Annotated in this window: 23 protein-coding genes and 2 riboswitches; of the genes, 18 read left to right on the forward strand and 5 right to left on the reverse strand. The window is 47.1% G+C overall.

What is annotated here, in order from left to right; translation table 11 throughout:
- Positions 1-8: 8 nt before the first annotated feature.
- Positions 9-1,028 (forward strand): GTP 3',8-cyclase MoaA, encoded by a 1,020-nt coding sequence (moaA, locus tag A4U59_RS10485; protein ID WP_070120691.1) that lies wholly within the window; start codon positions 9-11, stop codon positions 1,026-1,028.
- 424 nt (positions 1,029-1,452) lie between these two features.
- On the opposite strand, the gene A4U59_RS10490 is transcribed toward moaA, so the two are convergent.
- Complete coding sequence (locus A4U59_RS10490) at positions 1,453-2,262, reverse strand: YqhG family protein (protein WP_070120692.1); 810 nt, start codon at positions 2,260-2,262, stop codon at positions 1,453-1,455.
- Positions 2,249-3,928 (reverse strand): DEAD/DEAH box helicase, encoded by a 1,680-nt coding sequence (locus A4U59_RS10495; RefSeq protein WP_070120693.1) that lies wholly within the window; start codon positions 3,926-3,928, stop codon positions 2,249-2,251. Before A4U59_RS10495 ends, A4U59_RS10490 begins: the two co-directional genes overlap by 14 nt.
- 152 nt (positions 3,929-4,080) lie before the next feature.
- A riboswitch (glycine riboswitch) is annotated at positions 4,081-4,169 on the forward strand.
- A 3-nt stretch (positions 4,170-4,172) separates the two neighbouring features.
- Positions 4,173-4,253, forward strand: a riboswitch (glycine riboswitch).
- 117 nt (positions 4,254-4,370) lie between these two features.
- Here A4U59_RS10495 and gcvT point away from each other — a divergent pair.
- The 3 genes from gcvT to gcvPB are packed head-to-tail and all read left to right on the forward strand — an operon-like array spanning position 4,371 to position 8,286.
- Positions 4,371-5,474, forward strand: a complete 1,104-nt coding sequence (gcvT, locus tag A4U59_RS10500) for a glycine cleavage system aminomethyltransferase GcvT (RefSeq protein ID WP_070120694.1) — start codon at positions 4,371-4,373, stop codon at positions 5,472-5,474.
- Positions 5,475-5,489: 15 nt separating this feature from the next.
- Positions 5,490-6,836, forward strand: coding sequence for an aminomethyl-transferring glycine dehydrogenase subunit GcvPA (gene gcvPA, locus A4U59_RS10505; protein WP_070120695.1), 1,347 nt, complete (start codon positions 5,490-5,492; stop codon positions 6,834-6,836).
- A complete protein-coding gene (gene gcvPB / locus A4U59_RS10510) occupies positions 6,829-8,286 on the forward strand; it encodes an aminomethyl-transferring glycine dehydrogenase subunit GcvPB (protein ID WP_070120696.1) in 1,458 nt (485 codons plus the stop codon). The genes gcvPA and gcvPB overlap by 8 nt, the downstream gene beginning before the upstream one ends.
- Positions 8,287-8,457: 171 nt before the next feature.
- Here the strand turns inward: gcvPB and A4U59_RS10515 are convergent, their stop codons facing one another.
- Positions 8,458-8,841, reverse strand: a complete 384-nt coding sequence (locus A4U59_RS10515) for a rhodanese-like domain-containing protein (RefSeq protein WP_070120697.1) — start codon at positions 8,839-8,841, stop codon at positions 8,458-8,460.
- Positions 8,842-9,048: 207 nt separating this feature from the next.
- Between A4U59_RS10515 and A4U59_RS10520 the strand changes: the two genes are divergently transcribed.
- The 5 genes from A4U59_RS10520 to A4U59_RS10540 all read left to right on the forward strand — a co-directional run bounded on the left by A4U59_RS10520 (position 9,049) and on the right by A4U59_RS10540 (position 16,166).
- Entirely contained in the window at positions 9,049-9,885 is an 837-nt protein-coding gene (locus A4U59_RS10520) for a lipoate--protein ligase family protein (RefSeq protein ID WP_070120698.1), read from the forward strand.
- A gap of 715 nt (positions 9,886-10,600) precedes the next feature.
- Entirely contained in the window at positions 10,601-13,177 is a 2,577-nt protein-coding gene (locus A4U59_RS10525) for a vitamin B12-dependent ribonucleotide reductase (protein WP_070120699.1), read from the forward strand.
- 237 nt (positions 13,178-13,414) lie between these two features.
- Positions 13,415-14,440 (forward strand): spore photoproduct lyase, encoded by a 1,026-nt coding sequence (splB, locus tag A4U59_RS10530; protein WP_070120700.1) that lies wholly within the window; start codon positions 13,415-13,417, stop codon positions 14,438-14,440.
- A gap of 133 nt (positions 14,441-14,573) precedes the next feature.
- Complete coding sequence (gene mntR, locus A4U59_RS10535; protein ID WP_070120701.1) at positions 14,574-15,008, forward strand: transcriptional regulator MntR; 435 nt, start codon at positions 14,574-14,576, stop codon at positions 15,006-15,008.
- A gap of 261 nt (positions 15,009-15,269) precedes the next feature.
- Complete coding sequence (locus A4U59_RS10540) at positions 15,270-16,166, forward strand: patatin-like phospholipase family protein (RefSeq protein ID WP_070120702.1); 897 nt, start codon at positions 15,270-15,272, stop codon at positions 16,164-16,166.
- On the opposite strand, the gene A4U59_RS10545 is transcribed toward A4U59_RS10540, so the two are convergent.
- Both A4U59_RS10545 and A4U59_RS10550 read right to left on the reverse strand, forming a co-directional pair.
- The gene (locus tag A4U59_RS10545; protein WP_070120703.1) at positions 16,163-16,960 is read right to left on the reverse strand and encodes a hypothetical protein; all 798 of its coding nucleotides are present in this window, start codon (positions 16,958-16,960) and stop codon (positions 16,163-16,165) included. The two genes, A4U59_RS10540 and A4U59_RS10545, sit on opposite strands and share 4 nt — an antisense overlap.
- Positions 16,961-17,014: 54 nt before the next feature.
- Positions 17,015-17,428, reverse strand: a complete 414-nt coding sequence (locus tag A4U59_RS10550) for an SA1362 family protein (protein ID WP_083270793.1) — start codon at positions 17,426-17,428, stop codon at positions 17,015-17,017.
- Between the two features lie 384 nt (positions 17,429-17,812).
- Here A4U59_RS10550 and A4U59_RS10555 point away from each other — a divergent pair, with 384 nt between their 5' ends.
- The 9 genes from A4U59_RS10555 to spoIIIAE all read left to right on the forward strand — a co-directional run bounded on the left by A4U59_RS10555 (position 17,813) and on the right by spoIIIAE (position 24,505).
- Positions 17,813-18,331, forward strand: coding sequence for a YqhR family membrane protein (locus A4U59_RS10555; RefSeq protein ID WP_070120704.1), 519 nt, complete (start codon positions 17,813-17,815; stop codon positions 18,329-18,331).
- 72 nt (positions 18,332-18,403) lie between these two features.
- Positions 18,404-18,868, forward strand: a complete 465-nt coding sequence (gene aroQ / locus A4U59_RS10560) for a type II 3-dehydroquinate dehydratase (RefSeq protein WP_070120705.1) — start codon at positions 18,404-18,406, stop codon at positions 18,866-18,868.
- Complete coding sequence (locus A4U59_RS10565) at positions 18,855-19,916, forward strand: M24 family metallopeptidase (RefSeq protein ID WP_070120706.1); 1,062 nt, start codon at positions 18,855-18,857, stop codon at positions 19,914-19,916. The genes aroQ and A4U59_RS10565 overlap by 14 nt, the downstream gene beginning before the upstream one ends.
- A 33-nt stretch (positions 19,917-19,949) precedes the next feature.
- Positions 19,950-20,507: an elongation factor P gene (gene efp, locus A4U59_RS10570; RefSeq protein WP_070120707.1), complete on the forward strand. Its 558-nt coding sequence runs from the start codon at positions 19,950-19,952 to the stop codon at positions 20,505-20,507.
- Between the two features lie 707 nt (positions 20,508-21,214).
- Positions 21,215-22,150, forward strand: coding sequence for a stage III sporulation protein AA (spoIIIAA, locus tag A4U59_RS10575; protein WP_070120708.1), 936 nt, complete (start codon positions 21,215-21,217; stop codon positions 22,148-22,150).
- The gene (gene spoIIIAB, locus A4U59_RS10580; RefSeq protein WP_070120709.1) at positions 22,147-22,659 is read left to right on the forward strand and encodes a stage III sporulation protein SpoIIIAB; all 513 of its coding nucleotides are present in this window, start codon (positions 22,147-22,149) and stop codon (positions 22,657-22,659) included. Before spoIIIAA ends, spoIIIAB begins: the two co-directional genes overlap by 4 nt.
- Before the next feature lie 19 nt (positions 22,660-22,678).
- The gene (gene spoIIIAC, locus A4U59_RS10585; RefSeq protein WP_070120710.1) at positions 22,679-22,885 is read left to right on the forward strand and encodes a stage III sporulation protein AC; all 207 of its coding nucleotides are present in this window, start codon (positions 22,679-22,681) and stop codon (positions 22,883-22,885) included.
- Between the two features lie 13 nt (positions 22,886-22,898).
- Positions 22,899-23,291, forward strand: a complete 393-nt coding sequence (spoIIIAD, locus tag A4U59_RS10590; RefSeq protein ID WP_070120726.1) for a stage III sporulation protein AD — start codon at positions 22,899-22,901, stop codon at positions 23,289-23,291.
- A gap of 14 nt (positions 23,292-23,305) precedes the next feature.
- A complete protein-coding gene (spoIIIAE, locus tag A4U59_RS10595) occupies positions 23,306-24,505 on the forward strand; it encodes a stage III sporulation protein AE (protein WP_070120711.1) in 1,200 nt (399 codons plus the stop codon).
- Positions 24,506-24,519 lie beyond the last annotated feature (14 nt).

Here is a 24,519-nt window from a genome sequence, read left to right on the forward strand (position 1 = left end):
TGATTAAAATGGTTTCAATAGATTCAAATGTGGAAGACAGGCTTGAACGGCCTCTCAGAGACCTTCGAATCTCTGTTACAGATAGATGCAATTTCAGGTGCACGTACTGCATGCCTAAAGAAATATTCGGCCCGGATTATGCTTTTTTGCCCAAGCGGGAACTCCTGACTTTTGAGGAAATTGTGCGGGTTACCCGGCAGTTCGCCAAACTCGGAGTGAAAAAAATAAGGCTGACAGGCGGCGAACCGCTGCTTCGGACGGACTTGCCAGAGCTTGTGCGGCAGCTGAACGGCGTGGAAGGAATTGAAGACATCGCCCTGACGACAAATGGCGTCCTGCTTCCGAAATTCGCAAAGCCCCTCAAGGATGCCGGACTCCAACGGGTCTCGATCAGCCTTGATGCACTTGACGATGAAATCTTCGGGAAAATGAACGGGCAGGGTGTCAAAGTTGATAAAGTGCTTAAAGGCATTAATGCGGCACTTGATGCTGGACTTGGCGTGAAAATCAATACGGTGCTCAAAAAGGGATTGAACGAGTCACAAATACTGCCAATGGCCCGTTATTTCAAGGGTAAAGGTGTCATCCTCCGTTTTATCGAGTTCATGGATGTCGGCACAACGAACGGCTGGAATATGGATTCTGTCGTTTCCCAGCAGGAAGTGGTGGACAAGATCAATCCGGAAATGCCGCTTGAACCGATTGACCCGAACTATTATGGTGAAGTGGCTTCAAGATATCGCTACACAGACGGTGAAGGAGAAATCGGCTTCATTTCTTCGGTCACAAAAGCATTTTGCGGAACCTGCACTCGCGCAAGGCTCTCGGCTGACGGCAAAATTTACACTTGCTTGTTTGCCTCAATCGGCCATGATGTCCGCAAACTTGTCCGAAGCGAGATGACGGACAGCGAATTGGCAGAAAGCCTCGCCTCTATCTGGCTCAACCGACATGACAGGTATTCAGAACTGCGCAGCAAAGGAATTGAGCCGAAGGAAAAAATTGAGATGTCTTATATCGGCGGATAACCTCTGTAATGCTGCCGCTTTAGAAGAAAAACTCCCGTAGATGCGGGAGTTTTTTGTATTGTTTTGGTAAACCCCCGGCTGTAGATTTCCGCCGCTTGTATAGGTTATGATCCCGTCCGAAAGGAAAAGGTCTCCCTGCGGGTATTCTTGCTTATGCGTATGAACATGCACTGAATCAATGTTCAGTAACTATAATTATCTGAATGCAGAGATTATAGGAACCAAAGCCGGCTTCAGTGACTATAACTGCGGGCAAGACAACATTCGCTAAGCAGGCGCCTTCCGCATTTCGTGTTGTCCAGCTGCAGGCGCCAGCGGCTATCGACATAAGCGGTGGTCCCCTCCGGGAGGGACGATCACCTCCCTGCGGGTACCCCCGCTTATGCGTACGCCGCTAAACAGGCGCCTTCCGCATTTCTGTTTATCACGATGTTTTCAGGAATGCGAAGGGGGTGAGGTAAAAAAGGCCGCCGTTGATGATGTTTACTGAGATTTTAGGTTCATACAGGGCTTGCAGCGCCTCTTTTTCTGCATAGTAAGACTCAGGACGTTCTTCGTTTCCTTCATAAAAATGTTCAAGCAGGGCCAAATCCTGCTGCCATCTTTCCCTGGCGCCGTCCGCCCAGCTGTGGTCTTCGCGGAACACAAGTTCCTCGACCATCTTTTGTATCCGCTTGATGCCGCTTGCCGGCTTTATCATCGGTGTGAGCGTGAAACTGTAGTCAGGTATTTTGGGCGTAAGTTTAAGTGACTGCAGAAATTGCTGGCAGTTGCTGACCATTGTGCCGTTGATCAAGTTAAGGCCGATTGAATGGAGACGGTCTTTCTTTTTGTCACATTCATAAGCTACATTCATATTGAGGACAAGCCAGGGCTGCAATGGCGCCTTTTGGCTGCCGTTCGTTTCCCGGTCTTCAAATAAACGGGCATATGCTCCCTGGGATTTCGCTGCTTTGAAAATCTGGTGGAGGCGGGGGGAGCCGAAGTGGATCATTTCACTTCGCTTATCGTCTGCATGTACAGCCCGTTTATCTGTTATAAGGGTCAATTCCATTGGCTGTGGAATGCCCCCCGTTTTTTTTAGGTAATGCCAGTAAAAGGGCCTATTCATCAGTGTTTTATCCATTTCCTCAGTCAGCTGGATGTGCAATAGTCCAGGCTGATTCTGTTTGATTTCACATCCGTTTACAGTAAAGAACTTCAGCAGGAAATGATGGATTTCATGTTGCTGCACTTTGATCACTCCTTCCGGCGTCCGGTCTGCCCGACTGGAATACCGCACTGAGATTATCCATTTTGATGCGCATTTCCCCTTCGCTTGATGAATTTTCGAGAATATCTCGGATATGATCCTCAATGTTTTCCAGGTTGTAGCGGGTCAGGATTTCATCCAATTCGCCGATGACCCTTTCGAAAAGATTTATTTTTTCATAGAGCAGCTTCAAAATATGTTCTTCGATCGTTTCTCTGGCTGCGAAATTGAATATACGGACATCTTCTGTCTGCCCGAGCCTGTGAATCCGCCCGATCCTTTGCTCGATCCGCATCGGATTCCAGGGCAGGTCATAGTTGATTACATACCGGCAAAATTGGAGGTTTATCCCTTCGCCGCCCGCCTCAGTGGCAATCATCACTTGCGCCCTGTCACGGAAGAGCTGCCGCATCCAGTCTTTCTTGCTCCGTTTGAAGCCGCCGCGAAACGGTACCGATGTAATGTCGTGCTGCTGTAGAAACCATTGCAAATAAAGCTGTGTTGCCCGGTATTCAGTGAATATGATCACTTTGTCATCCAGTTTTTTTATGATTTCAACCGCTTTTTGGGCTTTTGAATTGTGCTCGATGCTTCCGAGCTTTTCACTGATTTCTTTTATGGCGTCTTCCGTACAGGCAGGAGCGTTTTCGCTTTCAAGCATCTTTTTCAGTGTCACATAAGCGGCCTCTTTGCTGCTGCAGACCTCCCGCTGGAGTATTAACCGGGAGAATCCTCCTGCCGCAAGCCCCGGGTATTTTTCCGGCAGGACTGTCACGGTTTCATACAGTTCCCGTTCAGCAGGGGAGAGCGTGATGCCGACCGTTTCAATATGGCGCTTGGGCCAGTCGATGCCGGTATCGCCCCTGCGGTTGCGCACCATCACTTTATTAATCAGCGCCTTTAAATGTTCATCATGCTGCAATGCCCTTTTTTTGGCTGCGAATTTCTCTGAAAAATAGGTTTCATTTCCGAGATGCCCGGGCTTTAAAAGGGTTACGAGATTGAAGATTTCTTCCACCTTGTTCTGGATCGGTGTCGCAGTCAACAACAGGCAGTATTTTTTCTTCAGCTGTTGGACAAATTGATAATTTTTCGTTTTGCTATTTTTAAGTTTATGTGCCTCATCAATGATGACCATATCATAGTCCTGTTCGAGGACAATGCTGCGGTGCGGTTCCCTCTTCGCTGTATCAATGGAAGAGACAACGATATCGCACTGTTCCCATACATAGCTTTTCCGCTGTTCAACGGCAGGTATATAAAATTTTTCGTTAAGCTCGGAACCCCATTGTGAGACAAGGGACGCCGGCACGAGAATCAGAACTTTTTTGACCAATCCACGGATCATATATTCCTTTAAAATCAGCCCGGCTTCGATTGTTTTGCCGAGCCCGACTTCATCCGCGAGGATTCCTTTGCCGTTCATCTCTTCAATTACGGTCCTCGCCGCTTCAAGCTGGTGTGGAAGCGGAGTCAGCTGCGGAAGGTGCGCCGGTGCGATCAATCCGTTGAAATCTTCAATTCCGGTATGTTCCTCTATCTCATATGCAAGTTTGAAAACTTCCCATGGGGACCAGGGCCCGTCATCTTCGGCACGAGTGAGAAACGAATCGTGCCAGCTGTTGTCAAATTCAATTTTAACCGTCATTCTGTCTCCACCCTTCCTCCCAATATTCTCTATGGTACGCCAAGGAGATTTTTCAAAAAACTGAATATTGCCCGAATATCAAAATTAATGGTAGGATAATAATAGATTTATGAATTAGTATGCCCGTGTTTCAGGAAATTATATATTGGCGAATGAGAATAAGGGGAGAGACTACATCGCGTAGCGCCGAAGGAGCAAGCATTCTTGTGAATCTCTCAGGCAAAAAGACTCTTATTGGACGCAGCTCTGGAGAGTGCCCGGAAAAGGGCCACCCAAGAGGATAACCCGTTTTTTTGCGGGTAAACTTTCAGGTTTCAGGACAGGGAATTATGATCGCCTTTGCGATGGTAATTTTCTGTCCTTTTTATATGCCGGAAAGGTGCAGGCGATTCAGGCACGGGCTATTCAAAGCAGTGACAAATACGCTTAAGGGGGAAAGGTAATGTCATCATTAAAGAAAACACCGCTTTACGAAGTTTATTCGGAATACGGCGGCAAGACGATTGATTTTGGCGGATGGGACCTGCCGGTGCAGTTTACAGGCATAAAGGATGAACATCATGCCGTCCGGACAAAAGCAGGTTTATTTGATGTATCGCATATGGGTGAATTTACGGTGAAAGGGGAAGGCAGCCTGGCATTTCTCCAAAAAATGATGACCAATGACGTCAGCAAGCTGAAGGACGGCGGTGCGCAGTATACAGCCATGTGCTATGAAAACGGCGGCACGGTTGATGATCTGCTCATCTATAAAAAAGCCGACGGCGATTATTTGTTAGTTGTGAATGCCTCGAATATCGACAAAGATTTCGAATGGCTGAACAATCATACATCCGGCGATGTAAGCGTTACCGACATATCACCTGACATTGCACAGCTGGCACTTCAGGGTCCGCTTGCCGAACAGGTGCTCCAAAAGCTGACTGAAACGGACCTGAGTGAAATAAAATTTTTCAAGTTTAAAGAAGACGTTTCTATTAATGGCGCCAAAGCACTAGTTTCAAGAACCGGGTACACTGGGGAAGACGGATTTGAAATTTATTGCCAGGCCGAAGATGCTGTGAATTTGTGGAAAGGTATCCTGGAAGCCGGTAAGGAGGAGGGCGTTGTCCCTGTCGGACTGGGCGCACGGGATACACTTAGATTCGAAGCAAACCTTCCGCTGTACGGACAGGAACTTTCTAAGGATATTACGCCGATTGAAGCAGGAATCGGATTTGCAGTTAAGCCTGATAAAGGGATCGATTTCTTCGGAATGGATACTCTGAAGAAGCAAAAAGAGTATGGACCTGCGAGAAAGCTTGTCGGAATCGAGATGATCGATAAAGGCATACCGCGAACGGGTTATGAAGTTTACAAAGATGACGAACAAATCGGAGAAGTGACAACTGGAACACAGTCACCGACACTTAATAAAAATGTAGGTCTTGCCCTTTTGAAATCAGATTTTGCGGAAATGGGCACCGAAGTCGAAGTGCAGGTCCGGAAACGGCGCCTGAAAGCCCAAGTGGCAGCAACTCCATTTTATAAACGACCGAAAAAGTAAAGGAAGGTGAAGGCGATGAATTACCGTTATCTGCCAATGACAGAAGAAGATAAAAAAGCGATGCTTGAAACAATCGGTGTTGAATCTGTTGATCAATTATTTGGAGACATTCCGGAAAAGGTGCGTTTTAAAGGAGAAATCGATATTCCCGCACCTGTTTCGGAAGCGGGGCTTGTCAAAGAAATGTCTGCACTTGCCGAGAAAAATGCGGACACCCGACATTATACTTCATTCCTTGGCGCAGGCGTTTATGATCACTATATCCCATCCGTTGTCGACCATGTCATTTCACGTTCGGAATTTTATACGGCTTATACCCCTTACCAGCCTGAAATTTCCCAGGGTGAACTTCAGGCAATGTTCGAATTCCAGACGATGATTTGCGAACTTACCGGGATGGATATCGCAAACTCTTCCATGTATGACGGGATTACCGCACTTGCTGAAGCTGCATTGATGAGTGCCGGGCAGACGCGGAAAAACAAGATTATCGTTTCCGAAGCGGTCCACCCTGAAGCGCTTGATGTTTTAAAAACATATGCAGCCGGGCAGCATCTTGAAGTCGAAATAGTCGGCATCAAGGACGGGGTGACAGATAAGGAAGCCCTGGCAAATGCTGTTGATGGTGATACCGCCGGTGTAATTGTGCAATACCCTAACTTTTTCGGTCAAATGGAAAATCTGAAGGAAATGGAAGAAATCGTCCATCAGACAAAGGCGTTATTCATCGTATCATCAAATCCGCTTGCACTTGGCGCCTTGACACCTCCTGGCAATTTCGGTGCTGATATCGTTGTCGGTGACGCCCAGCCATTTGGCATCCCGTCACAATTCGGCGGGCCTCACTGCGGTTATTTTGCGGTAACAAAGAAATTGATGCGGAAAGTACCGGGCCGGCTCGTAGGCCAGACGAAAGATGAAGACGGCCGCCGCGGATTCGTGTTGACATTGCAGGCCCGCGAGCAGCATATCCGCCGAGATAAAGCGACGTCTAATATTTGCTCTAATCAGGCATTGAATGCACTGGCCGCCTCTGTTGCCATGACGGCACTCGGAAAACAGGGTGTGAAAGAGATGGCGATCCAAAATCTTCAAAAAGCGCATTATGCGAAGAAGCGGTTTGAAGAAAAAGGACTCAAGGCAGTTTATGAAGGGCCGTTCTTCAATGAGTTCGTCATACAAACGAACAAACCGGTTGCTGATGTAAATGAAAGATTGATGGAAAAAGGAATCATCGGCGGCTACGACCTGGGATTGAGCCATGCAGGCATGGAAAATCATATGCTTGTTGCTGTTACGGAACTGCGTACAAAAGAAGAGATCGACAATCTGGTGACAGAATTGGGGGATGACCATGAATAAACAGGATCAGCCGCTTATTTTTGAAATGAGCAAGCCAGGCCGTGCAGGTTATAACCTTCCGGAACTTGATGTGCCGGAAACGGAAATTGCAGACATGCTGCCTTCTGATTTCATCCGGACAGAAGAAGCGGATCTCCCGGAAGTGTCCGAATTGCAGCTTATGCGCCATTACACAGCGCTGTCGAACCGAAACCATGGAGTCGATTCAGGGTTCTATCCACTCGGTTCCTGTACAATGAAATACAATCCGAAAGTGAATGAAGACGTTGCCCGCCTGCAAGGTTTTTCACACATCCATCCCTATCAGGATGAAAAGACGGTCCAGGGGGCGATGGAGCTTCTCTTCAACCTCCAGACAATGCTTGAGGAAATCACCGGCATGGATGCGGTTACAATGCAGCCTGCCGCAGGAGCACACGGTGAATGGACCGGTTTGATGATGATCAGGGCGTTCCATGAAGCAAACGGCGATCATCAGCGGACAAAGGTCATAGTGCCTGATTCAGCACACGGCACAAATCCTGCTTCGGCTACTGTGGCCGGTTTTGAGGCCATTACGGTCAAATCAGATGAACGCGGCCTTGTCGATATCGAGGACCTTAAGAAAGTGGTAGGAGATGATACGGCAGCATTGATGCTGACGAATCCGAATACACTCGGACTGTTTGAGGAGCACATTGACGAATTGACAACGATTATCCATGAAGCCGGCGGAAAAATATATTATGACGGCGCAAACCTGAACGCAATCATGGGCAAAGCACGCCCTGGAGATATGGGATTCGATGTCGTTCACCTCAATCTCCACAAAACGTTCACCGGACCTCATGGCGGCGGCGGACCGGGTTCAGGCCCAGTCGGCGTTAAGGAGGATTTGATTCCATTTTTGCCGAAGCCTATCCTGGTAAAGAAGGAAGACATGTACCGTTTTGATTACGACCGCCCGCAGGCGATTGGCCGGGTGAAGCCGTATTACGGCAACTTCGGAATCAATGTGAGGGCATATGCTTATATCCGCACGATGGGTCCAGAAGGCCTTAAGCTTGTCAGTGAATATGCTGTACTGAATGCAAATTACATGATGAGGCGCCTGGCCGAGCATTTCGATCTGCCTTTCACCCAGCATTGCAAGCATGAGTTCGTCATCTCTGGAAAACGGCAGAAGAAATTCGGGGTACGTACACTCGATATGGCAAAGAGGCTCCTTGACTTCGGATATCATCCGCCGACAATTTACTTCCCGCTTATCGTGGAAGAGGCCATGATGATCGAACCGACAGAAACGGAAAGCAAGGAAACATTAGATGAATTCATCGATGTCATGATCCGCATCGCAAAGGAAGCGGAAGAGGATCCGGAAATCGTACAGGAGGCACCGCACACAACTCCTGTAAAGAGGCTCGATGAAACGCAGGCTGCCCGTAAACCGGTGCTGAGGTATCAAAAATAAAGATAGAAAAAAGGTTTCGATCACCGGATCGAAACCTTTTTTTACCGTCTAGTAAAGTATAAAATGCCAGTAAGGAAGGATTTTACGCAGAGGCCAAAGTTAAGAATATAGATAGGGGCAACTGCGTATCTGCTTGGCCTTAAGGCTTGCCAATCGGCGAGTATATGCGGATTACTTTTTATATTTCACTTTGCCGTTCCATTTTTTGAAACCGCCTTTTAACTGGCTTAAGTCCTGATATCCCCAACGTTTCAGCATCGATGCGGCCCTGGCGCTTCTGGAACCGCCCTGGCAATAAAGGTAGACCGGCTTGTCTTTCCGGATTTCACCCTGTCGCATTTTCAACTGAGACATCGGTATATTGCGGGCGCCGAGAATGTGGCCGTTTTCATACTCGTTTTGCTCCCTGACATCTATCAACTGCGCTTTACGGTAGCCTTCTTTAAATTCCTCTTCTGACAACGTTTTGAGATAGCGGCTTCTCATAAACGCAGTAACACCCCAGTATGTGATGAAAAAGACCAGGGTAGCGAGCAAAAGCTGCCAAACTGTCATAGGTGAACCCCCTCTGTTTCTCTCTATCATTTCATGATGTTTCATTATCACATTTACCATTATATACATGGCTGGCCAAAGAATCAAAGCCAAAAATTGATTGCAGGTCCTGCATCTGAAAGTGTAACATTTTTGACAATCGGCCCCCATCTGGTAGACTAAATAGAGATTTCACTATGATTACATAATAAACGAAGGTTGATGAATATGGGAAAAGAAAAGTGGTATTTTATCGACTCCGGCAACAGTTCTCCAGCATACAATATGGCGCTGGATGAGGCGCTTCTTGACTGGCACGGCAACGGGGACATTCCCCCTGCCGTCCGTTTCTACGGATGGAATCCTGCCACACTTTCAATCGGGTATTTCCAGCAGGTTGATAAAGAAATCGACCTGGAAGCGGTCAGAAAACATAATCTGGGTTTTGTGCGCAGGCCTACGGGAGGAAGAGGAGTGCTCCATGAACATGAACTGACATACAGCGTCATTGTCAGTGAAGATCATTCTGAAATGCCGGCATCAGTCACAGAAGCGTATCGGGTCATTTCGCAGGGGGTTCTTGAAGGCTTCCGCAATCTGGGGCTTGATGCCCATTTTGCGGTGCCGCGCACGAAAGAACAGCGGGACGCGCTGAAAGCGCCGCGCTCAGCCGTTTGTTTTGATGCACCTTCCTGGTATGAACTTGTGGTTGAAGGCCGCAAGGTGGCAGGAAGTGCCCAGACCCGTCAAAAAGGAGTCATTCTCCAGCATGGGGCCATTTTGCTCGATTTGGAAGAAGATAAGCTGTTCAGCCTTTTTAAGTATAAAAACGACCGGATTAAAGAAAGAATGCAAAAAGCGTTCAAAACGAAGGCGGTTGCAATCAATGACTTGAGAGAAAAGCCTGTAACACTTTATGAAGCCAGGCTGGCATTCAAGCGGGGGTTTGAAAAAGGTCTGGATATCGAATTTATACCATTTACCATGAGTCCGGATCAGGAAGCATATGTAGATGAATTAGTAAAAAAGAAGTATGGAAATGACGAATGGAATTACCGAAAATAAGAAAGGCGGCAGACGATTGTCTCCGTTTTTCTTTTTTTTTCTTGCCAAACAGAGTAAATACAGAAGAATGGAAACCATTGATACTCCCAGATTATCCAGTTTAACAATATAAACATGTTCAACCGGTGGTTTGTATAAAAATAAACAATCCTTTTCCGTTTTCTTTTGAATGAAGAGAAATTTATGGGAGTTATACTTTTGCTGCTGAATAACAACATTGAACTTTAACATTTGCCAGCGAACCGAAAACCCGAAGCTCAGGTACGGCCGAGGAGCTTATGGTCTGCTGAGTGCTGCTGCGTCCAGTTGCAATGCAGCGGAAATCAATTTTCCTTTGTGAGATAGCAAAATGTTTACGGAAGCAGCCGATATCTAAGCTTAATAGGAAAAGGGTTCACTGAGACAAAGATTGGTCATATAGCTAAATTCAAAACATGTTGCAATCCAGGAAATTCGTTAAATTTCACCAAATTTCCCATCTTACGATGACCTCCCTCTTTCTGCCCCTCGTTTATGACCGTTTTCATGTTTGACAAAAAAATATTTTTTGTTCAAAAAACAATATATAGTGTATTCGTTCTGAATTTTTCACTATATATTGATTTAACGGTATTGCTGTGGTACCGTTAGGATAACCTTAATTAAAAGGGGAAGGGATAACCTTTACAGCAGGATATACATAATAGCTGCTTTTCGATAAAAAGGAGTGAAAAATATGGATCAAACGACAACTGAAAAATGGAAAATTGATGTAGAAAGGCTTAACAGGGATATCAGCCTGTTTCCACAGGTGCATTCCATCAACTCGGACATGAAGACTACACATAAAGGTGTTTCAAGGCTGGTCATGCTGGACCGTTACGCCTTCAAAGACACGGAAAAGACGACGCTCACCAATGGGGATTTTGTCGTACTGACAGTTAAAGAAGACCCGAAGTTTCCAGCAAGGGGAACAGGTTTCATAAAGTCGATTGATTGGGAACGGAACACCGCCGAGGTGGTTGTTGAAGAAGAATTCCTTGCTATCCTGGAGACGGAGGAAGAACAGCAGACTGGCTTGATCACGCGCTCATTGGATGTCATTGAAAAGCCGCTTGAGGTCTTTTATGAGCAGGTCGCCCTCCGCAATGCGACCGGTCTTGCGCAGGTAGAAGAAGATGAGGACAAGCGCACATACTGGTTCACGAAGTTTTATGAAGAACTCGTAAGCATGAACTTTGTGCCGGCAGGCCGTGTTCTTTACGGGGCAGGTGCCGAAACGGATGTCACTTATTTCAACTGCTATGTGATGCCGTACATCCAGGATTCGCGTGAAGGAATATCCGAACACCGCAAGCAAGTGATGGAAATCATGAGCCGAGGCGGAGGAGTCGGCACGAACGGGTCGACTTTGCGTCCGCGCAATACGCTCGCGAGGGGCGTAAACGGCAAATCATCCGGTTCGGTTTCGTGGCTCGATGACATCGCGAAGCTGACCCATCTCGTTGAGCAGGGCGGATCAAGGCGCGGTGCCCAAATGATAATGCTTGCGGTCTGGCATCCGGATATCGTCGAATTCATTATTTCAAAGATGCAAAACCCGCGTATCCTTCGCTTCCTTATCGAGAATACGGAAGACGGGTATATTAAAAAGACGGCAAAAGAGAAACTGAAATTCAAGCCTCTTACCGAAACGGAACAGGACCTTTATCAGGGGGTCGTGAATTATAAAAACATACCGGGACAGGGTGGTTTCACGGACAAGGTCATCAAGGATGCAGAAACGAAACTGAGTGACGGCGGCACATATTCGGTCCATAACCCCGAATTCCTGACCGGCGCGAACATTTCCGTGAACATCACAAAGGAGTTCATGGATGCCCTTGATCATGACGCTGACTTTGAATTGAAGTTCCCGGATGTTGAAAATTACGCCGCTGAGGAAATGGATGTATATAACAGCAAATGGCACGAATCCGGGGATGTCCGCGAATGGGAAGCGCTTGGCCATAAAATCCGGACTTACCGGACGATCAAGGCGAAAGAGTTATGGAACCTGATCAATATATGCGCCACGTATTCCGCCGAACCAGGCATTTTCTTCATTGACAACGCCAACGATATGACGAATGCCAAAGCTTACGGCCAGAAGGTCGTTGCGACGAACCCGTGCGGGGAACAGCCGCTTGCTCCATACAGCGTCTGCAATCTTGCAGCGGTCAATCTTGCTGAAATGGCCGACAAAGACAAAAAAACAGTCGATTTCGATAAACTGAAGCGGACAGTCGAAACAGGCGTACGCATGCAGGACAATGTCATCGATGCAACTCCTTACTTCCTTGAAGATAACCGCAAGCAGGCACTCGGCGAACGCCGGATCGGCCTTGGCGTCATGGGCTTGCACGATTTACTGATTTATTGTGAGACGGAATACGGTTCTGAAGAAGGCAATAAGCTCGTCGATGAGATTTTTGAAGTGATTTCGACGACAGCCTACAGGGCATCGGTCGATTTGGCGAAGGAAAAGGGTAGCTTCCCGTTCCTTACCGGTGAGACGGAGGAAGAAACAGTGAAGCTGAGGGAGAGCTTCATCCAGACAGGTTATATGCAGGGAATGCCGGAAGAAATAAGGGAAAGTATTAAAGATCACGGTATCCGCAACTCTCACTTGCTGACGGTGGCGCCAACTGGATCGACGGGCACAATGGTCGGTGTATCAACAGGACTTGAACCGTACTTCTCCTTCTCTTACTTCAGAAGCGGCCGCCTCGGCAAATTCATCGAAGTGAAAGCGGATATTGTCAATGAATACCTGGAACGCCATCCGGAAGCTGATCCGGAAAACCTGCCGAACTGGTTCATATCCGCAATGGATCTTGATCCGGAAGCGCATGCTGACGTCCAGTGCGTCATTCAGCGCTGGGTTGACAGCTCCATCAGCAAAACGGTCAATGCGCCGAAAGGGTACACTGTTGAACAGGTGGAAAACGTCTATCAGCGTCTCTACAATGGGGGTGCGAAAGGCGGGACGGTATATGTCGACGGCAGCCGCGATTCGCAGGTCCTTACCTTGAAAGCGGAGGAAAATGCTTTCGAAGATGGTGAAGAAGATACGCTGAAAACGGGAAGTGGCGAAAGAGAAAAAAGCCATGTCGTCCTTGTCGACACGATCAGCGCTCTCCGCTCAACGGATGTAACAATAGGGTCTGAAGTAGGAAATACATGCCCGGTTTGCCGAAAAGGGAAAGTCGAGGAAATCGGCGGCTGCAATACTTGCACGAACTGCAATGCCCAATTGAAATGCGGACTTTAAAAGAAATTGTGATAGGCCCAAAAAGGTAAAAGTTTCCGTTTTGAGGTTCAACATTCAAAATGGCAAAGAGAAAGGCGTGCCAACTGATAGCAGTTTTGGCACGCCTTATTTCTGATTTTATTTACTATGATAGTACCTTCCCGCAGGGGAAATCGGAACTCTTCACTAAAATGGTTCCATCTTTATTCATACTTTTTTCTCAACCACCCATACTAAAATAAAAAAGGGGTGGCGGGCATGGAGCCTTTTATGCCGCAGCTGGTTTACATTGAACCGCGTGCACTAGAGTATCCGCTTGGCAGGGAATTGAAGAAAAAGTTTGAGGGGATGGGTATTGAAATAAAGGAAACAACATCGCATAACCAGATCCGCAGCCTGCCGGGTGAGAATGACATGCAAAAATACAGAATCGCCAAGTCAACACTTGTAATCGGGGTGCGAAAAACGCTTAAGTTCGATACCTCAAAGCCTTCAGCTGAGTATGCGATCCCGCTTGCGACAGGGTGCATGGGTCACTGTCATTACTGTTATTTACAAACCACACTGGGCAGCAAGCCGTATATTCGGACGTATGTGAACGTGGAAGAAATTTTCGAACAGGCCCAGAAATATATAGATGAACGAAAACCGGATATCACCCGATTTGAAGCATCTTGCACCTCCGATATTGTCGGCATTGATCATCTCACTCATACATTAAAAAAAGCAATCGAATTTTTTGGCAAATCGGCATATGGCCGCCTTCGGTTCGTAACCAAGTTCGAACATATCGATCATTTACTTGACGCTGAGCATAATGGAAAAACCGAGTTCAGGTTCAGCATCAATTCACGATATGTGATCGATAATTTCGAACCCGGCACATCACCGTTTGAAAAGCGGATCGAAGCGGCTAAGAAAGCTGCCGCTGCCGGCTACAACCTGGGATTCATCGTAGCACCGATATACCGGCATGACGGCTGGGAAGAGGGGTACAGGGAGCTGTTCGAACGCCTCAGTAAAGCGCTTGCCGGCATCCCGCTGCCAAGGTTGACTTTCGAATTGATCCAGCATCGGTTCACAAAACCGGCCAAGCGGGTGATTGAACAGCGATATCCAAAGTCGAAATTGGAAATGGATGAGACAAAACGGAAATATAAGTACGGCAAGTATGGGATCGGGAAATATGTGTATCCGAAGGATGAGGCAGCCGAGATGAAAGAAACGATTGAACACTATATCCAAATGTATTTCCCTGAAGGCGAGGTCCTATATTTCACGTAATTAATGCAGGTTTCAATGAAGTATGCAATACGTTATGGAACAGCAGGCACCCTTGTCAGTGCCTGCTTTCTATTGTATGATTTTAAATGATTGCTGTAAGCGAACGGTAAAAGAATGCATTGGGGGAGACGGCATGCCAACACCGAGTATGGAAGATTATATTGAACAAATATACATGTTAATCGAAGATAAAGGATATGCCAGAGTATCCGATATTGCTGAAGCGTTGGCGGTCCATCCTTCTTCTGTCACGAAAATGGTACAAAAATTGGACAGGGACCAGTATCTCGTTTATGAAAAGTATCGCGGTCTCGTATTGACTTCAAAAGGTAAAAAGATCGGAAAGCGTCTCGTCTACCGCCATGAATTGCTCGAACAGTTTTTGCGGGTGATCGGTGTTGATGAAAGTAAAATTTATAATGATGTCGAAGGCATCGAACATCATCTCAGTTGGGAAGCGCTTGATCGTGTCGGCGACCTCGTGCAGTTCTTTGAAGAAGACAAAAGCCGGATTGATGCATTGCGGGATATACAGAAACAAAACGGCGAACAGGGTGAAACAGAGTAAAGACGTATTTAATTATTGGGGCAATCATACATAAGAAGTACTTATTCCATGGCAGGGTGTTTACGTTAAAAAAGGATAGTAAATGACAACACCAAAACCGCTCAGATTAATTCTGAGCGGTTTTTTCTTGCTGATCATAGTGGTAATTAAGCTATTCTCTTAACGTATCAGTTCGATTCCCGGCCGGCTTTCCGTGAAGAAAATGAACCTGCTGTACTAACGTAGCCGTGTTTTGATTAAAATATATAGAGGTGAGGCGACATGCAGGCAGATGCAATTTTTTCCGGGGGCGGTGTCAAAGCGCTGGCGATCATTGGGGCTCTCGAAGAGGCGGAAAACCGGGGAATCCGCTTCAGCCGGGCAGCGGGAACAAGTGCGGGGGCAATCATAGCAGCGCTGGTCATGGCCGGTTATACAAGCAGTGACATGCTGGACATCATTAAGGGCGTCGACCTGAAAAAATTTGCCGATCCGCGCAGGCCGCTTGTTCCCGGAGCAGGGTTCTTCCATAAATGGATAACCCTTTATTGGAAAATGGGGTTATATAAAGGGGATGCGTTTGAGAAGTGGCTCCGTGACCTGTTAAAACAACGAGGGGTCGAAACGTTTTCCGATTTGCCGGCCGGCACACTCAAGGTGATCGCTTCCGATCTTACGCGCGGCAGGCTCGTTGTCCTGCCGGATGACCTTCCTCTATACGGCATCAATCCGGAGTCGTTTTCCATTGCTAGAGCGGTGCGGATGAGCAGCAGTCTGCCGTATTTTTTTGAGCCCATCAAGCTGTACAACGGCCGCGGCCAGAAACACTTTATCGTCGATGGCGGCGTTTTAAGCAATTTTCCGATCTGGCTGTTTCAGAATGGGAACGGAAAAGGGGTGCGCCCGCTCCTCGGGTTCCGGCTGTCGGCTAAACTAGATGAAATCCGGCCGAATAAGATCAATAATGCATTAGAACTTTACCAGGCTTTGTTTGGAACGATGAAAGATGCGCATGATGCCCGGTATATCTCAAGCAAACACAGGGGCAAAATCATCTTTTTACCAGTGGATCAGGTCCAGGCTGGTGACTTTACACTTAGTGACGAAAAAAAACAAGCCCTTATCGAGCTTGGCAGGAAAGAAGCTTCATTATTTTTGAAAAAAAGATGGTCTTATTAGTAACTGTGTTTAAATGGCAGCGATCGGCCATGTGCACAATCATACAGGTGAAGTTTTACAAAAAGAGCCGGACCGAACCATGTGATCCACAGACCGGTCAGAGTGGAAAAGAGCAGTGCCAACAACGGGTTGCCGCTGCTCATCCCGCTAAGCCATAATAGCAGGATCGCCACCGGGAACCCGATCAGCAGGACAACCACCCTTCTTGTCCAGTTCTTCGGTATTTTTATCCGGAGTTTCAAATGCTCCATCTGGAACCCGAAACTTAAACCGACAAGCAGCCCTGTATACATAAGCGAAGTATGCGAAGGATTGATAAAAAACAGTGCTGCAGGGAATAAAAAGGCAAGGGCAAATCTTATCAGATCCGGTGCCTGATACAGCCAGATGCTGGAATAATAGGCTGCATATACGATGAAAACACCAAGCGTCAGGCTGTAAATAAATGTTAGCGGCGGGACATCGAGCACAAATCCGACCAGCAGAAACAGCAAGATGCCGGCTGACCAGAAAAAGCGTTTTCTCGTTTTAAGAGTGATATCATCATAAAGAGCCGCCAGCATTACGGTCAGCGTAAGTATAAAAGCATCTGGAACAAGCTCTGCCAAAATATTGTTAGCAGGCTCCGCTTCGTTTATGAGCACCATAATCGTTTCATTCATGTAAAGGGCGAACACCAATAAGTACAGCAGCTTGTACCCGATTCCTGTATGACTTGTCCAGAGGATGAAAACAGATAGCAGGAACAATAGTGTGACGAACAGGGCAATTGGTGAAAATAATGGTGTGCTCATTTCTCATCCACCTTTTATCTTATGTAAAAAGAAAACAAAGAAAAGAACCAAGCGTTAAAATAGTGCTCGATTCTTTTTTTTGCTCTTTTTCCCTTCAATAACTTTCAAATGGTCCCGTCTGCGCTGAGCGGAGGATAACGGCCGTAAAGGTTTGCGTTTCTTTTCTTTCACTGCACTTCCTGCGGCAGTTTTCGCTGCGCCTTTAATAGGAGTCAGCCTCGACTCACGGCCCTTCATGCGCTTTTTTGATTGTTTCACTGCCTTTCTGTATGCCGCGGATTCCTGCCCTCCGCCCATACGGCGCTGAAAAATCAGCTTATATAACAGGAAAAACACGGCCGCTCCAACAGCAATCATAATCAGATGCTGCATAAGTGCCTGCGGCTTGTAAAACATCTGGTAGAAGAAGCCTAGTACAGCCAGGGCCAATATGGCCATAATAACCGGATGCAAAGAGCGGCGAGTCAATTGGAGCACCTCCTTAAAAGTTTTTCGAACAACATGCCGGCACAATATGCTGGTGCCTTTCGGTAAACGTGATCCCAATTCATTTTAAACCCTCAGCTTTCAATCTATGAAACAGATTCACCAACCTGAAACGATAAAGGAGTATGGCAAGCGGAAAATATACGGTCAGACAGGGCGCACACAGCATTTTTCCAATTCCGGCCTTTTTGTCTGAGTATCATACTATATTATAGTTATTCTACAGAAAACCCCTTTAAACCTTTTGATTGGAGAACTTTTCTTATAGTTATATATTACCTAAAAATCATTATTCTAACCTCCAAACGAAGGGGAAGTGTGCAAGAATTTCAATTAACTGAGCATAATAAGCACGAGGTGATTGCAATGACGGAAGATAATGGCGAAAGACTGGAACAAAATGAAAGGGAACCGGAGATGAGCCTGTCGGGGAGAACGGCAGTCACAGGCCTTTTTGGAGGGATATTTTGGAGCCTGCTCGGCTACATTGCCTATTTGCTGAATTTCACATCGCTCAGCCCTTCCCTTGTCCTTGGTCCGTGGGCGGTAGGAGATTGGAAAACAGGCCAGCTCGGCCACATCATCGGCATTATTGTCATCGGGCTGCTGTCTATTCTTGCAGCGTTCATCTATTATGCGTTACTGAAAAATATCAAAAACATGTGGGGCGGTTTATTGTTCGGAGCCGGTCTATTTCTGCTCGTTTTCTTTGTCCTCAATCCATTGTTCCCCAATCTTGAAAATATCGGTGAACTTGATCAGAATACCCTGTTCACAACAGTTGCCCTTTATCTTTTATATGGGGTTTTCATCGGATATTCCATTTCTTATGAGAACAATGAACTGATGAATGCACGCCGTCAGCCCGGCTACTCAAACGAGTGAACCTGTGTTACAATATTGAGCTAGGGACAGTAATCGGCCATCATGAAAATTTTGAAGAAAGAAGGATTGGGCATGCCGAACCGCACTTATTATGTTTTGAATGGCCCCAATTTGAATCTTCTGGGGAAAAGGGAGCCAGGTATTTACGGATCCGGAACGCTTCGGGACCTGGAAAAAATGCTGGAAGAGCATGCGGAACGTGAAGGGTATGGTCTTGTTTTCAAACAATCCAACCATGAAGGCGACCTGATTGACTGGATTCATGAAGCCGGAGAAAAAAGCGGCGGGGCAGTATTCAATCCCGGCGCTTTCACTCATTACAGCTATGCGCTAAGGGATGCAGTCGCATCAGTACCGGTGCCGGTTATCGAAGTCCACTTATCCAATATCCATGCACGGGAAGAATTCCGCAGCCGCTCGGTAATCGCTCCAGAGGCGGCAGGACAAATTGCGGGACTCGGTTTTTTGGGGTACCGGCTCGCACTCGAAGGGTTGATTGAACGGACAGAAGGGAGTTTAAATCATGAAGAAACTTGACAAAATCAGAGAAGGTTTTGAAGAGCACGGCATTGACGGACTGCTTATCACAAGCGGCAAAAACCGTCGCTACAGCACCGGATTTACCGGTACGGCAGGTGTTGTGCTGATTTCTAAGAATGAGGCTAAATTCATTACCGATTTTCGTTACATGGACCAGGCGAAAGAGCAGGCCAAAGGTTTTGATATTATCCAACATACAGGCCCGATCTCCGAAGAGGCCGCCAAACAGGCAAAAGCCATGGGCATCAAAAAGCTTGGGTTTGAGCAAAATGATATGACTTACGCGCTGTATCGTACATATGAGAAACAAGTTGAAGGGGAATTGGTCCCGACTTCTGGAATCATTGAAAAGATCAGATTGATTAAAACAGATTCCGAGATTAAGATTCTGAAGGAAGCGGCAGAAATCGCAGATGCAGCCTTTGATCATATTCTCGGCTTCATCAAACCGGGAAAGACAGAACTTGAAGTATCGAATGAGCTCGAGTTTTTCATGAGGAAAAAAGGTGCTGCATCTTCATCATTTGATATTATCGTCGCTTCCGGCTACCGTTCGGCTCTGCCTCATGGTGTAGCATCGGACAAGGTTATTGAAAAAGGGGAGTTTGTCACACTGGACTTTGGCGCCTACTATAAAGGGTATTGTTCCGACATCACCCGGACAATCGCTGTCGGGGAGCCGGGAGACGAATTGAGGAAGATATATGATATTGTTTTGGAAGCGCAAAAACGCGGTATGGAAGGATTAAAGCCAGGTCTTACAGGTAAGCAGGCTGATGCTCTGACACGTGATTATATCACTGAAAAAGGATACGGAGATTACTTCGGCCACTCCACCGGGCATGGAATCGGGCTTGATGTACACGAAGGACCGGGACTTTCTGTCAAATCGGACACCATCCTTGAACCGGGAATGGTCGTTACGGTCGAACCGGGAATTTATATTTCAGGGCTCGGCGGAGTAAGGATTGAAGACGATGCGCTTATTACCGAAAACGGAAATGAGCGGCTATCACACTCATCGAAAGAATTAGTTGTTTTATAATTTACCCGCTGGGGAAACGGAGGAAAATCAGAAATGGTTTCAGTCAATGATTTTAAAACAGGCTTGACGATAGAAGTGGATGGAGGCATCTGGCAAGTTATCGACTTCCAGCATGTCAAACCGGGGAAAGGTGCCGCATTCGTGCGTTCCAAGCTGCGTAACCTGAGGACGGGAGCTATCCAGGAGAAAACGTTCCGTGCTGGGGAAAAAGTCGGCACAGCCCATATTGAGCGCCGAAAAATGCAGTATTTGTATTCGAGCGGGGATGCCCACACTTTCATGGACACCGAATCATTTGAACAGCTTGAATTGCAGACGCCACAAATCGAGTATGAACTGAAGTTTCTGAAAGAAAACATGGAAGTACATGTCGTTACGTATGAAGGAGAGACACTTGGTGTCGAACTTCCTAACACAGTCGAATTGGAAGTGACTGAAACAGAACCGGGCATCAAAGGCGATACGGCATCCGGCGGGACGAAGCCGGCTACGGTTGAAACAGGCCTCGTTGTACAGGTTCCTTTCTTTGTCAATCAAGGTGATGTGCTTGTCGTCAATACAAGTGACGGCAAATACGTTTCCAGAGCTTAATAAAACAAAATGCTTCTGGCACAGGGGTCCTTTCCCTGTGCTTTTTTTTATCCCTATAGGAAAGGGTGAATGGTCAGCAAGGTAAGTTCTCGACGCACCGGCCAATTTTAAGAATATAAGGCAGGCGTGCCTCTGTCTTCGCCCCTGGCTCGCTACCGGCGAGTTTCTTTATTTTTAGGATTTGTCAAATGACCTTATTGAACCCGCTCAAGGCACTCACTCTCCAAAACAGGATTGCCGCATGCAAATGGAACGGCAGCCAATAACAGCGGTTCTCACTATTAAAGAGTCTTCTCGGCGTCCCCATTTTTGTTACCCCTGTACCGCTCCCCCTTACAGGAAGTTGAATAAAAATCTCTTTTCCCCCGCATCATGGAAATGCAGAGCATAAGGGTCTCCCACCTGCCGGCTCAATCATTCTCATTACAAAATCGGCATTGTGCTTTAAAACAATACTTTTTCCTTTAGCTTTACCGCCAGCCTCTCCATCCTGTTAACCAGCTGTAAAAGGTAAGCTTTCGGGACCCGTCACCTTTACGCATTAAGGTATCTCCTCTTTTTTGCAGCGTTTCCTCCCCGCCAAAAAAGGAGTCTTATTTCACCGGTTGGCTCATACATTGGTAACAGACATCAAGGACAAACAACCGGCCCTTAATGTGTACAGGCAATGGGTGCCGTTTGAAAACTGGAGATGGAGAGGATTTAATATGAAGGTGCTTCTCGATTTGCTGCCGCCTGCTGTTTCCGTACATGTAAGAAGGCTTTCCCCGGGCAGGATGGACGGCCTGGAAGAAATACGAATCAGAATCGGACGGCCGCTTGAGTTTGTCATCAATGGCCAGCCGCACTTCCCGGCTGGAATGGATACAGCTGTGCCGGCAGAAGACGGAATCCATTTATTGAACAGGCTCAGTGATTATTCTCTTTATGCATTTGATGAGGAACTGAAGCAGGGATATATCACCCTGCAGGGGGGACACAGGGTCGGCCTGGCCGGCAAAGTCATCACAGAAAAGGGAAGGGTTAAACGGATTCGTGACATCAGCTCCTTCAATATACGCATTGCCCGGCAAAAAATCGGCTGTGCAGCAGCAATTCAGCCTTACTTGTTCAGAAGGACATGGCTGAACACCATGATCATCGGCCCGCCCCAGACAGGAAAAACCACCATTATCCGTGATTTGATCAGAACGGTAAGCAATGGCAGCGATGAAAAAGGCTACCCGTCAATGAAAGTGGGAGTGGTCGACGAAAGGTCTGAGATTGCCGGAAGCGCAAAAGGAATCCCGCAGCATGATGTTGGTATCCGTACCGATATCCTTGATGCTTGCCCAAAGGCTGAAGGGTTGATGATGTTCATAAGATCAATGAGTCCAGATGTGCTTGCGGCCGATGAGATCGGAAGGAAAGCGGATGTGGAAGCGCTCATGGAAGCTGTCCATGCCGGCGTTAAACTATTTATCACCGTACATGGATCGTCACTTGAGGAAATCAGAAGACGGCCCAGTCTGCACCCGCTGTTCGATTTGGATGTCTTTGACAGGTTCGTCATTTTATCAAGGGTATGCGGTCCCGGCAGCATTTCATCCATCCTGGATAAAGATGGGCAGGAACTGTACCGGAAAAAGGGTGTGGCAACATGAAGCTGATCGGGGCGGTTTTTATTTTGCTGGCCTCGACATGGACGGGAATCGAGGCTTCAAGAAAGCTCAGCATGAGGCCTAGACAGTTGAGGCAGCTTAAGTCAGCGCTGCAGACAATGGAGGCTGAAGTCATATATGGACATGCCCCGCTCAATGAGATTTTCCGCACATTGTCCGTCCAGACGCCAAAACCGCTATCTTGGCTTTTTGAACGGTTCGCAAAACGGCTTGAATCAGGGCAATACAATGCGGCTGAGGCGTGGATTGATAGTCTTGAGGAAACGAGGCCGTTCACTGCACTCCAAAAAGGAGAGCTTGAAATACTGAAGCAATTCGGGGAATCACTCGGACGCCATGACAGGGAACAGCAGCAAAAACAGATACAGCTCGCGCTTGCCCATCTGGATCGGGAAGAAGTGGAAGCGCGATCTGTCCAGTCCAAATACGAAAGCATGATGAAAAGTCTCGGTTTTCTTGCAGGTCTGCTGCTCATTATCTTGCTGATGTAACACCTTGGAGGGATGTTGTGTGGGGTATGATGTGAACATGATTTTTCAAATCGCCGGAATCGGGATCATTGTTGCGATGATTCATACACTTCTTAAACAGATGGGCAAGGAAGAATACGCCCACTGGGTCACGCTGTTCGGTTTTATTGTTGTCCTTTATATGGTCGCTAACATTATCAGTGACCTTTTCCAAAAGATTCAAAGCGTATTTCTGTTCCAAGGATAGGGAGGGGGCAATCATTGAAATAATCCAAATTGCCGGCATTGGCCTGGTTGCCGCCTTTCTTGCCCTCGTGGTTAAGGAGCAGAAGCCGGCATTTTCCTTTTTTATTGTTCTTTTTGCAGGCGTATATATCTTTTTGCTTCTGCTGAACCAGATTGCCAGCGTCTTTCAAATGCTTGAAAAAATAGCAGTCAACGCCAACATCAATATGTATTATGTTGAAACAATCCTGAAAATTATCGGAATTGCCTATATCGCCGAGTTCGCTGCCCAGATCACGAAAGATGCAGGCCAGGGGGCCATCGCTGCAAAAATAGAGCTGGCCGGCAAGATTTTGATCATGGTCATGGCCATCCCGGTCATCCGGGTGGTGATCGAAACCGTGTTATCACTTTTGCCTGATGCATGAAGGAGGGGAACGGGATGGGAAAGACAAACAGAATAACGGCGGAGATGTTTGGATTGATCGTTGCTTTGTTTCTCGTGATCCAGCCTATCACGGCAGCGCATGCCCAGCAGCCCGGCGGAACCTCCGCAAAGAACGTGATGGAGCAGCAGGCAGACACGATCGGGGTAGAAGATATTTCGGTTTTTTGGGACAGGCTTATCGATGAATACGGGGGATTTTTGCCGGAAAGCCAGAAAGGCAGCCTGCTCGATTTCATAAAAGGGGAGAAAAAATTTTCACTCAGCGCATGGTTCACCGGCATATTGAAATTTCTTTTTTATGAACTGACCGCGAACGGGAAACTGCTCGGCACCTTGATCATGCTTACAGTATTCAGTGTCCTGCTGCAGTCGATGCAAAATGCGTTTGAAAAGTTTTCAATCAGCAAAGTCGCATATGCGATTGTCTATATGGTTCTGATTGTTCTTGCTTTAAATAGCTTTCATGTCGCCGCAACTTATGCAGAAGAGGCTATCAATACGATGATTCACTTTATCCTTGGTCTGTTGCCGCTCCTCCTGGCACTCATGGCGGCAAGCGGCGGATTTGTATCCGCTTCATTTTTCCACCCGATCATTATCTTCATCGTTAACACAAGCGGCCTTGTCGTGCAATATTTCGTGCTCCCGCTCCTGTTTTTATCTGCTTTGCTCAGCATTGTCAGCACTCTGACAGAAAACTATAAAGTGACTCAGCTTGCCGATTTGCTGAAAAAAGTGAGTGTGGGATCACTCGGGGTGCTGCTTACCATATTCCTCGGTGTCATTTCGGTACAGGGGGCATCAACAGCTATAACAGATGGGATAACGGTGCGGACTGCCCGGTTTGTGACCGGTAACTTTGTTCCGATCATCGGAAGGCTCTTCACTGAAGCGACAGACACAGTGCTGAGTGCATCCGTGCTGCTGAAAAATACCGTTGGAATCGCCGGTGCTGCCGTGCTTCTCGGAATCGCATTGTTCCCGGCGATCAAAGTGCTGTCTCTCGCCCTCATTTATAAGCTTGCTGCGGCTATGCTTCAGCCGCTCGGCGGCGGTCCGGTCATCGACTGCCTGGATGTCATCAGCAAGAGTGTAATCTACGTGTTTGCCGCATTATTGATGGTTTCCTTCATGTTCTTTCTGGCGATTACAATTGTCATCGCGGCAAGTAATATCATGTTCATGTTCAGGTGAAGAGAGGAGGGTAC

The sequence above is a fragment of the Bacillus marinisedimentorum genome, assembly GCF_001644195.2.
GTDB lineage: Bacteria > Bacillota > Bacilli > Bacillales > Bacillaceae_O > Bacillus_BL > Bacillus_BL marinisedimentorum.

Bases quoted from the DNA above. Each gene is read 5' to 3' on its own strand.
- moaA (WP_070120691.1), top strand. From the start codon at position 9: ATGGTTTCAATAGATTCAAATGTGGAAGACAGGCTTGAACGGCCTCTC.
- A4U59_RS10495 (WP_070120693.1), bottom strand. From the start codon at position 3,928: ATGACGGTTAAAATTGAATTTGACAACAGCTGGCACGATTCGTTTCTC.
- gcvT (WP_070120694.1), top strand. From the start codon at position 4,371: ATGTCATCATTAAAGAAAACACCGCTTTACGAAGTTTATTCGGAATAC.
- gcvPA (WP_070120695.1), top strand. From the start codon at position 5,490: ATGAATTACCGTTATCTGCCAATGACAGAAGAAGATAAAAAAGCGATG.
- gcvPB (WP_070120696.1), top strand. From the start codon at position 6,829: ATGAATAAACAGGATCAGCCGCTTATTTTTGAAATGAGCAAGCCAGGC.
- A4U59_RS10515 (WP_070120697.1), bottom strand. From the start codon at position 8,841: ATGACAGTTTGGCAGCTTTTGCTCGCTACCCTGGTCTTTTTCATCACA.
- A4U59_RS10520 (WP_070120698.1), top strand. From the start codon at position 9,049: ATGGGAAAAGAAAAGTGGTATTTTATCGACTCCGGCAACAGTTCTCCA.
- A4U59_RS10525 (WP_070120699.1), top strand. From the start codon at position 10,601: ATGGATCAAACGACAACTGAAAAATGGAAAATTGATGTAGAAAGGCTT.
- splB (WP_070120700.1), top strand. From the start codon at position 13,415: ATGGAGCCTTTTATGCCGCAGCTGGTTTACATTGAACCGCGTGCACTA.
- mntR (WP_070120701.1), top strand. From the start codon at position 14,574: ATGCCAACACCGAGTATGGAAGATTATATTGAACAAATATACATGTTA.
- A4U59_RS10540 (WP_070120702.1), top strand. From the start codon at position 15,270: ATGCAGGCAGATGCAATTTTTTCCGGGGGCGGTGTCAAAGCGCTGGCG.
- A4U59_RS10545 (WP_070120703.1), bottom strand. From the start codon at position 16,960: ATGAGCACACCATTATTTTCACCAATTGCCCTGTTCGTCACACTATTG.
- A4U59_RS10555 (WP_070120704.1), top strand. From the start codon at position 17,813: ATGACGGAAGATAATGGCGAAAGACTGGAACAAAATGAAAGGGAACCG.
- aroQ (WP_070120705.1), top strand. From the start codon at position 18,404: ATGCCGAACCGCACTTATTATGTTTTGAATGGCCCCAATTTGAATCTT.
- A4U59_RS10565 (WP_070120706.1), top strand. From the start codon at position 18,855: ATGAAGAAACTTGACAAAATCAGAGAAGGTTTTGAAGAGCACGGCATT.
- efp (WP_070120707.1), top strand. From the start codon at position 19,950: ATGGTTTCAGTCAATGATTTTAAAACAGGCTTGACGATAGAAGTGGAT.
- spoIIIAA (WP_070120708.1), top strand. From the start codon at position 21,215: ATGAAGGTGCTTCTCGATTTGCTGCCGCCTGCTGTTTCCGTACATGTA.
- spoIIIAB (WP_070120709.1), top strand. From the start codon at position 22,147: ATGAAGCTGATCGGGGCGGTTTTTATTTTGCTGGCCTCGACATGGACG.
- spoIIIAE (WP_070120711.1), top strand. From the start codon at position 23,306: ATGGGAAAGACAAACAGAATAACGGCGGAGATGTTTGGATTGATCGTT.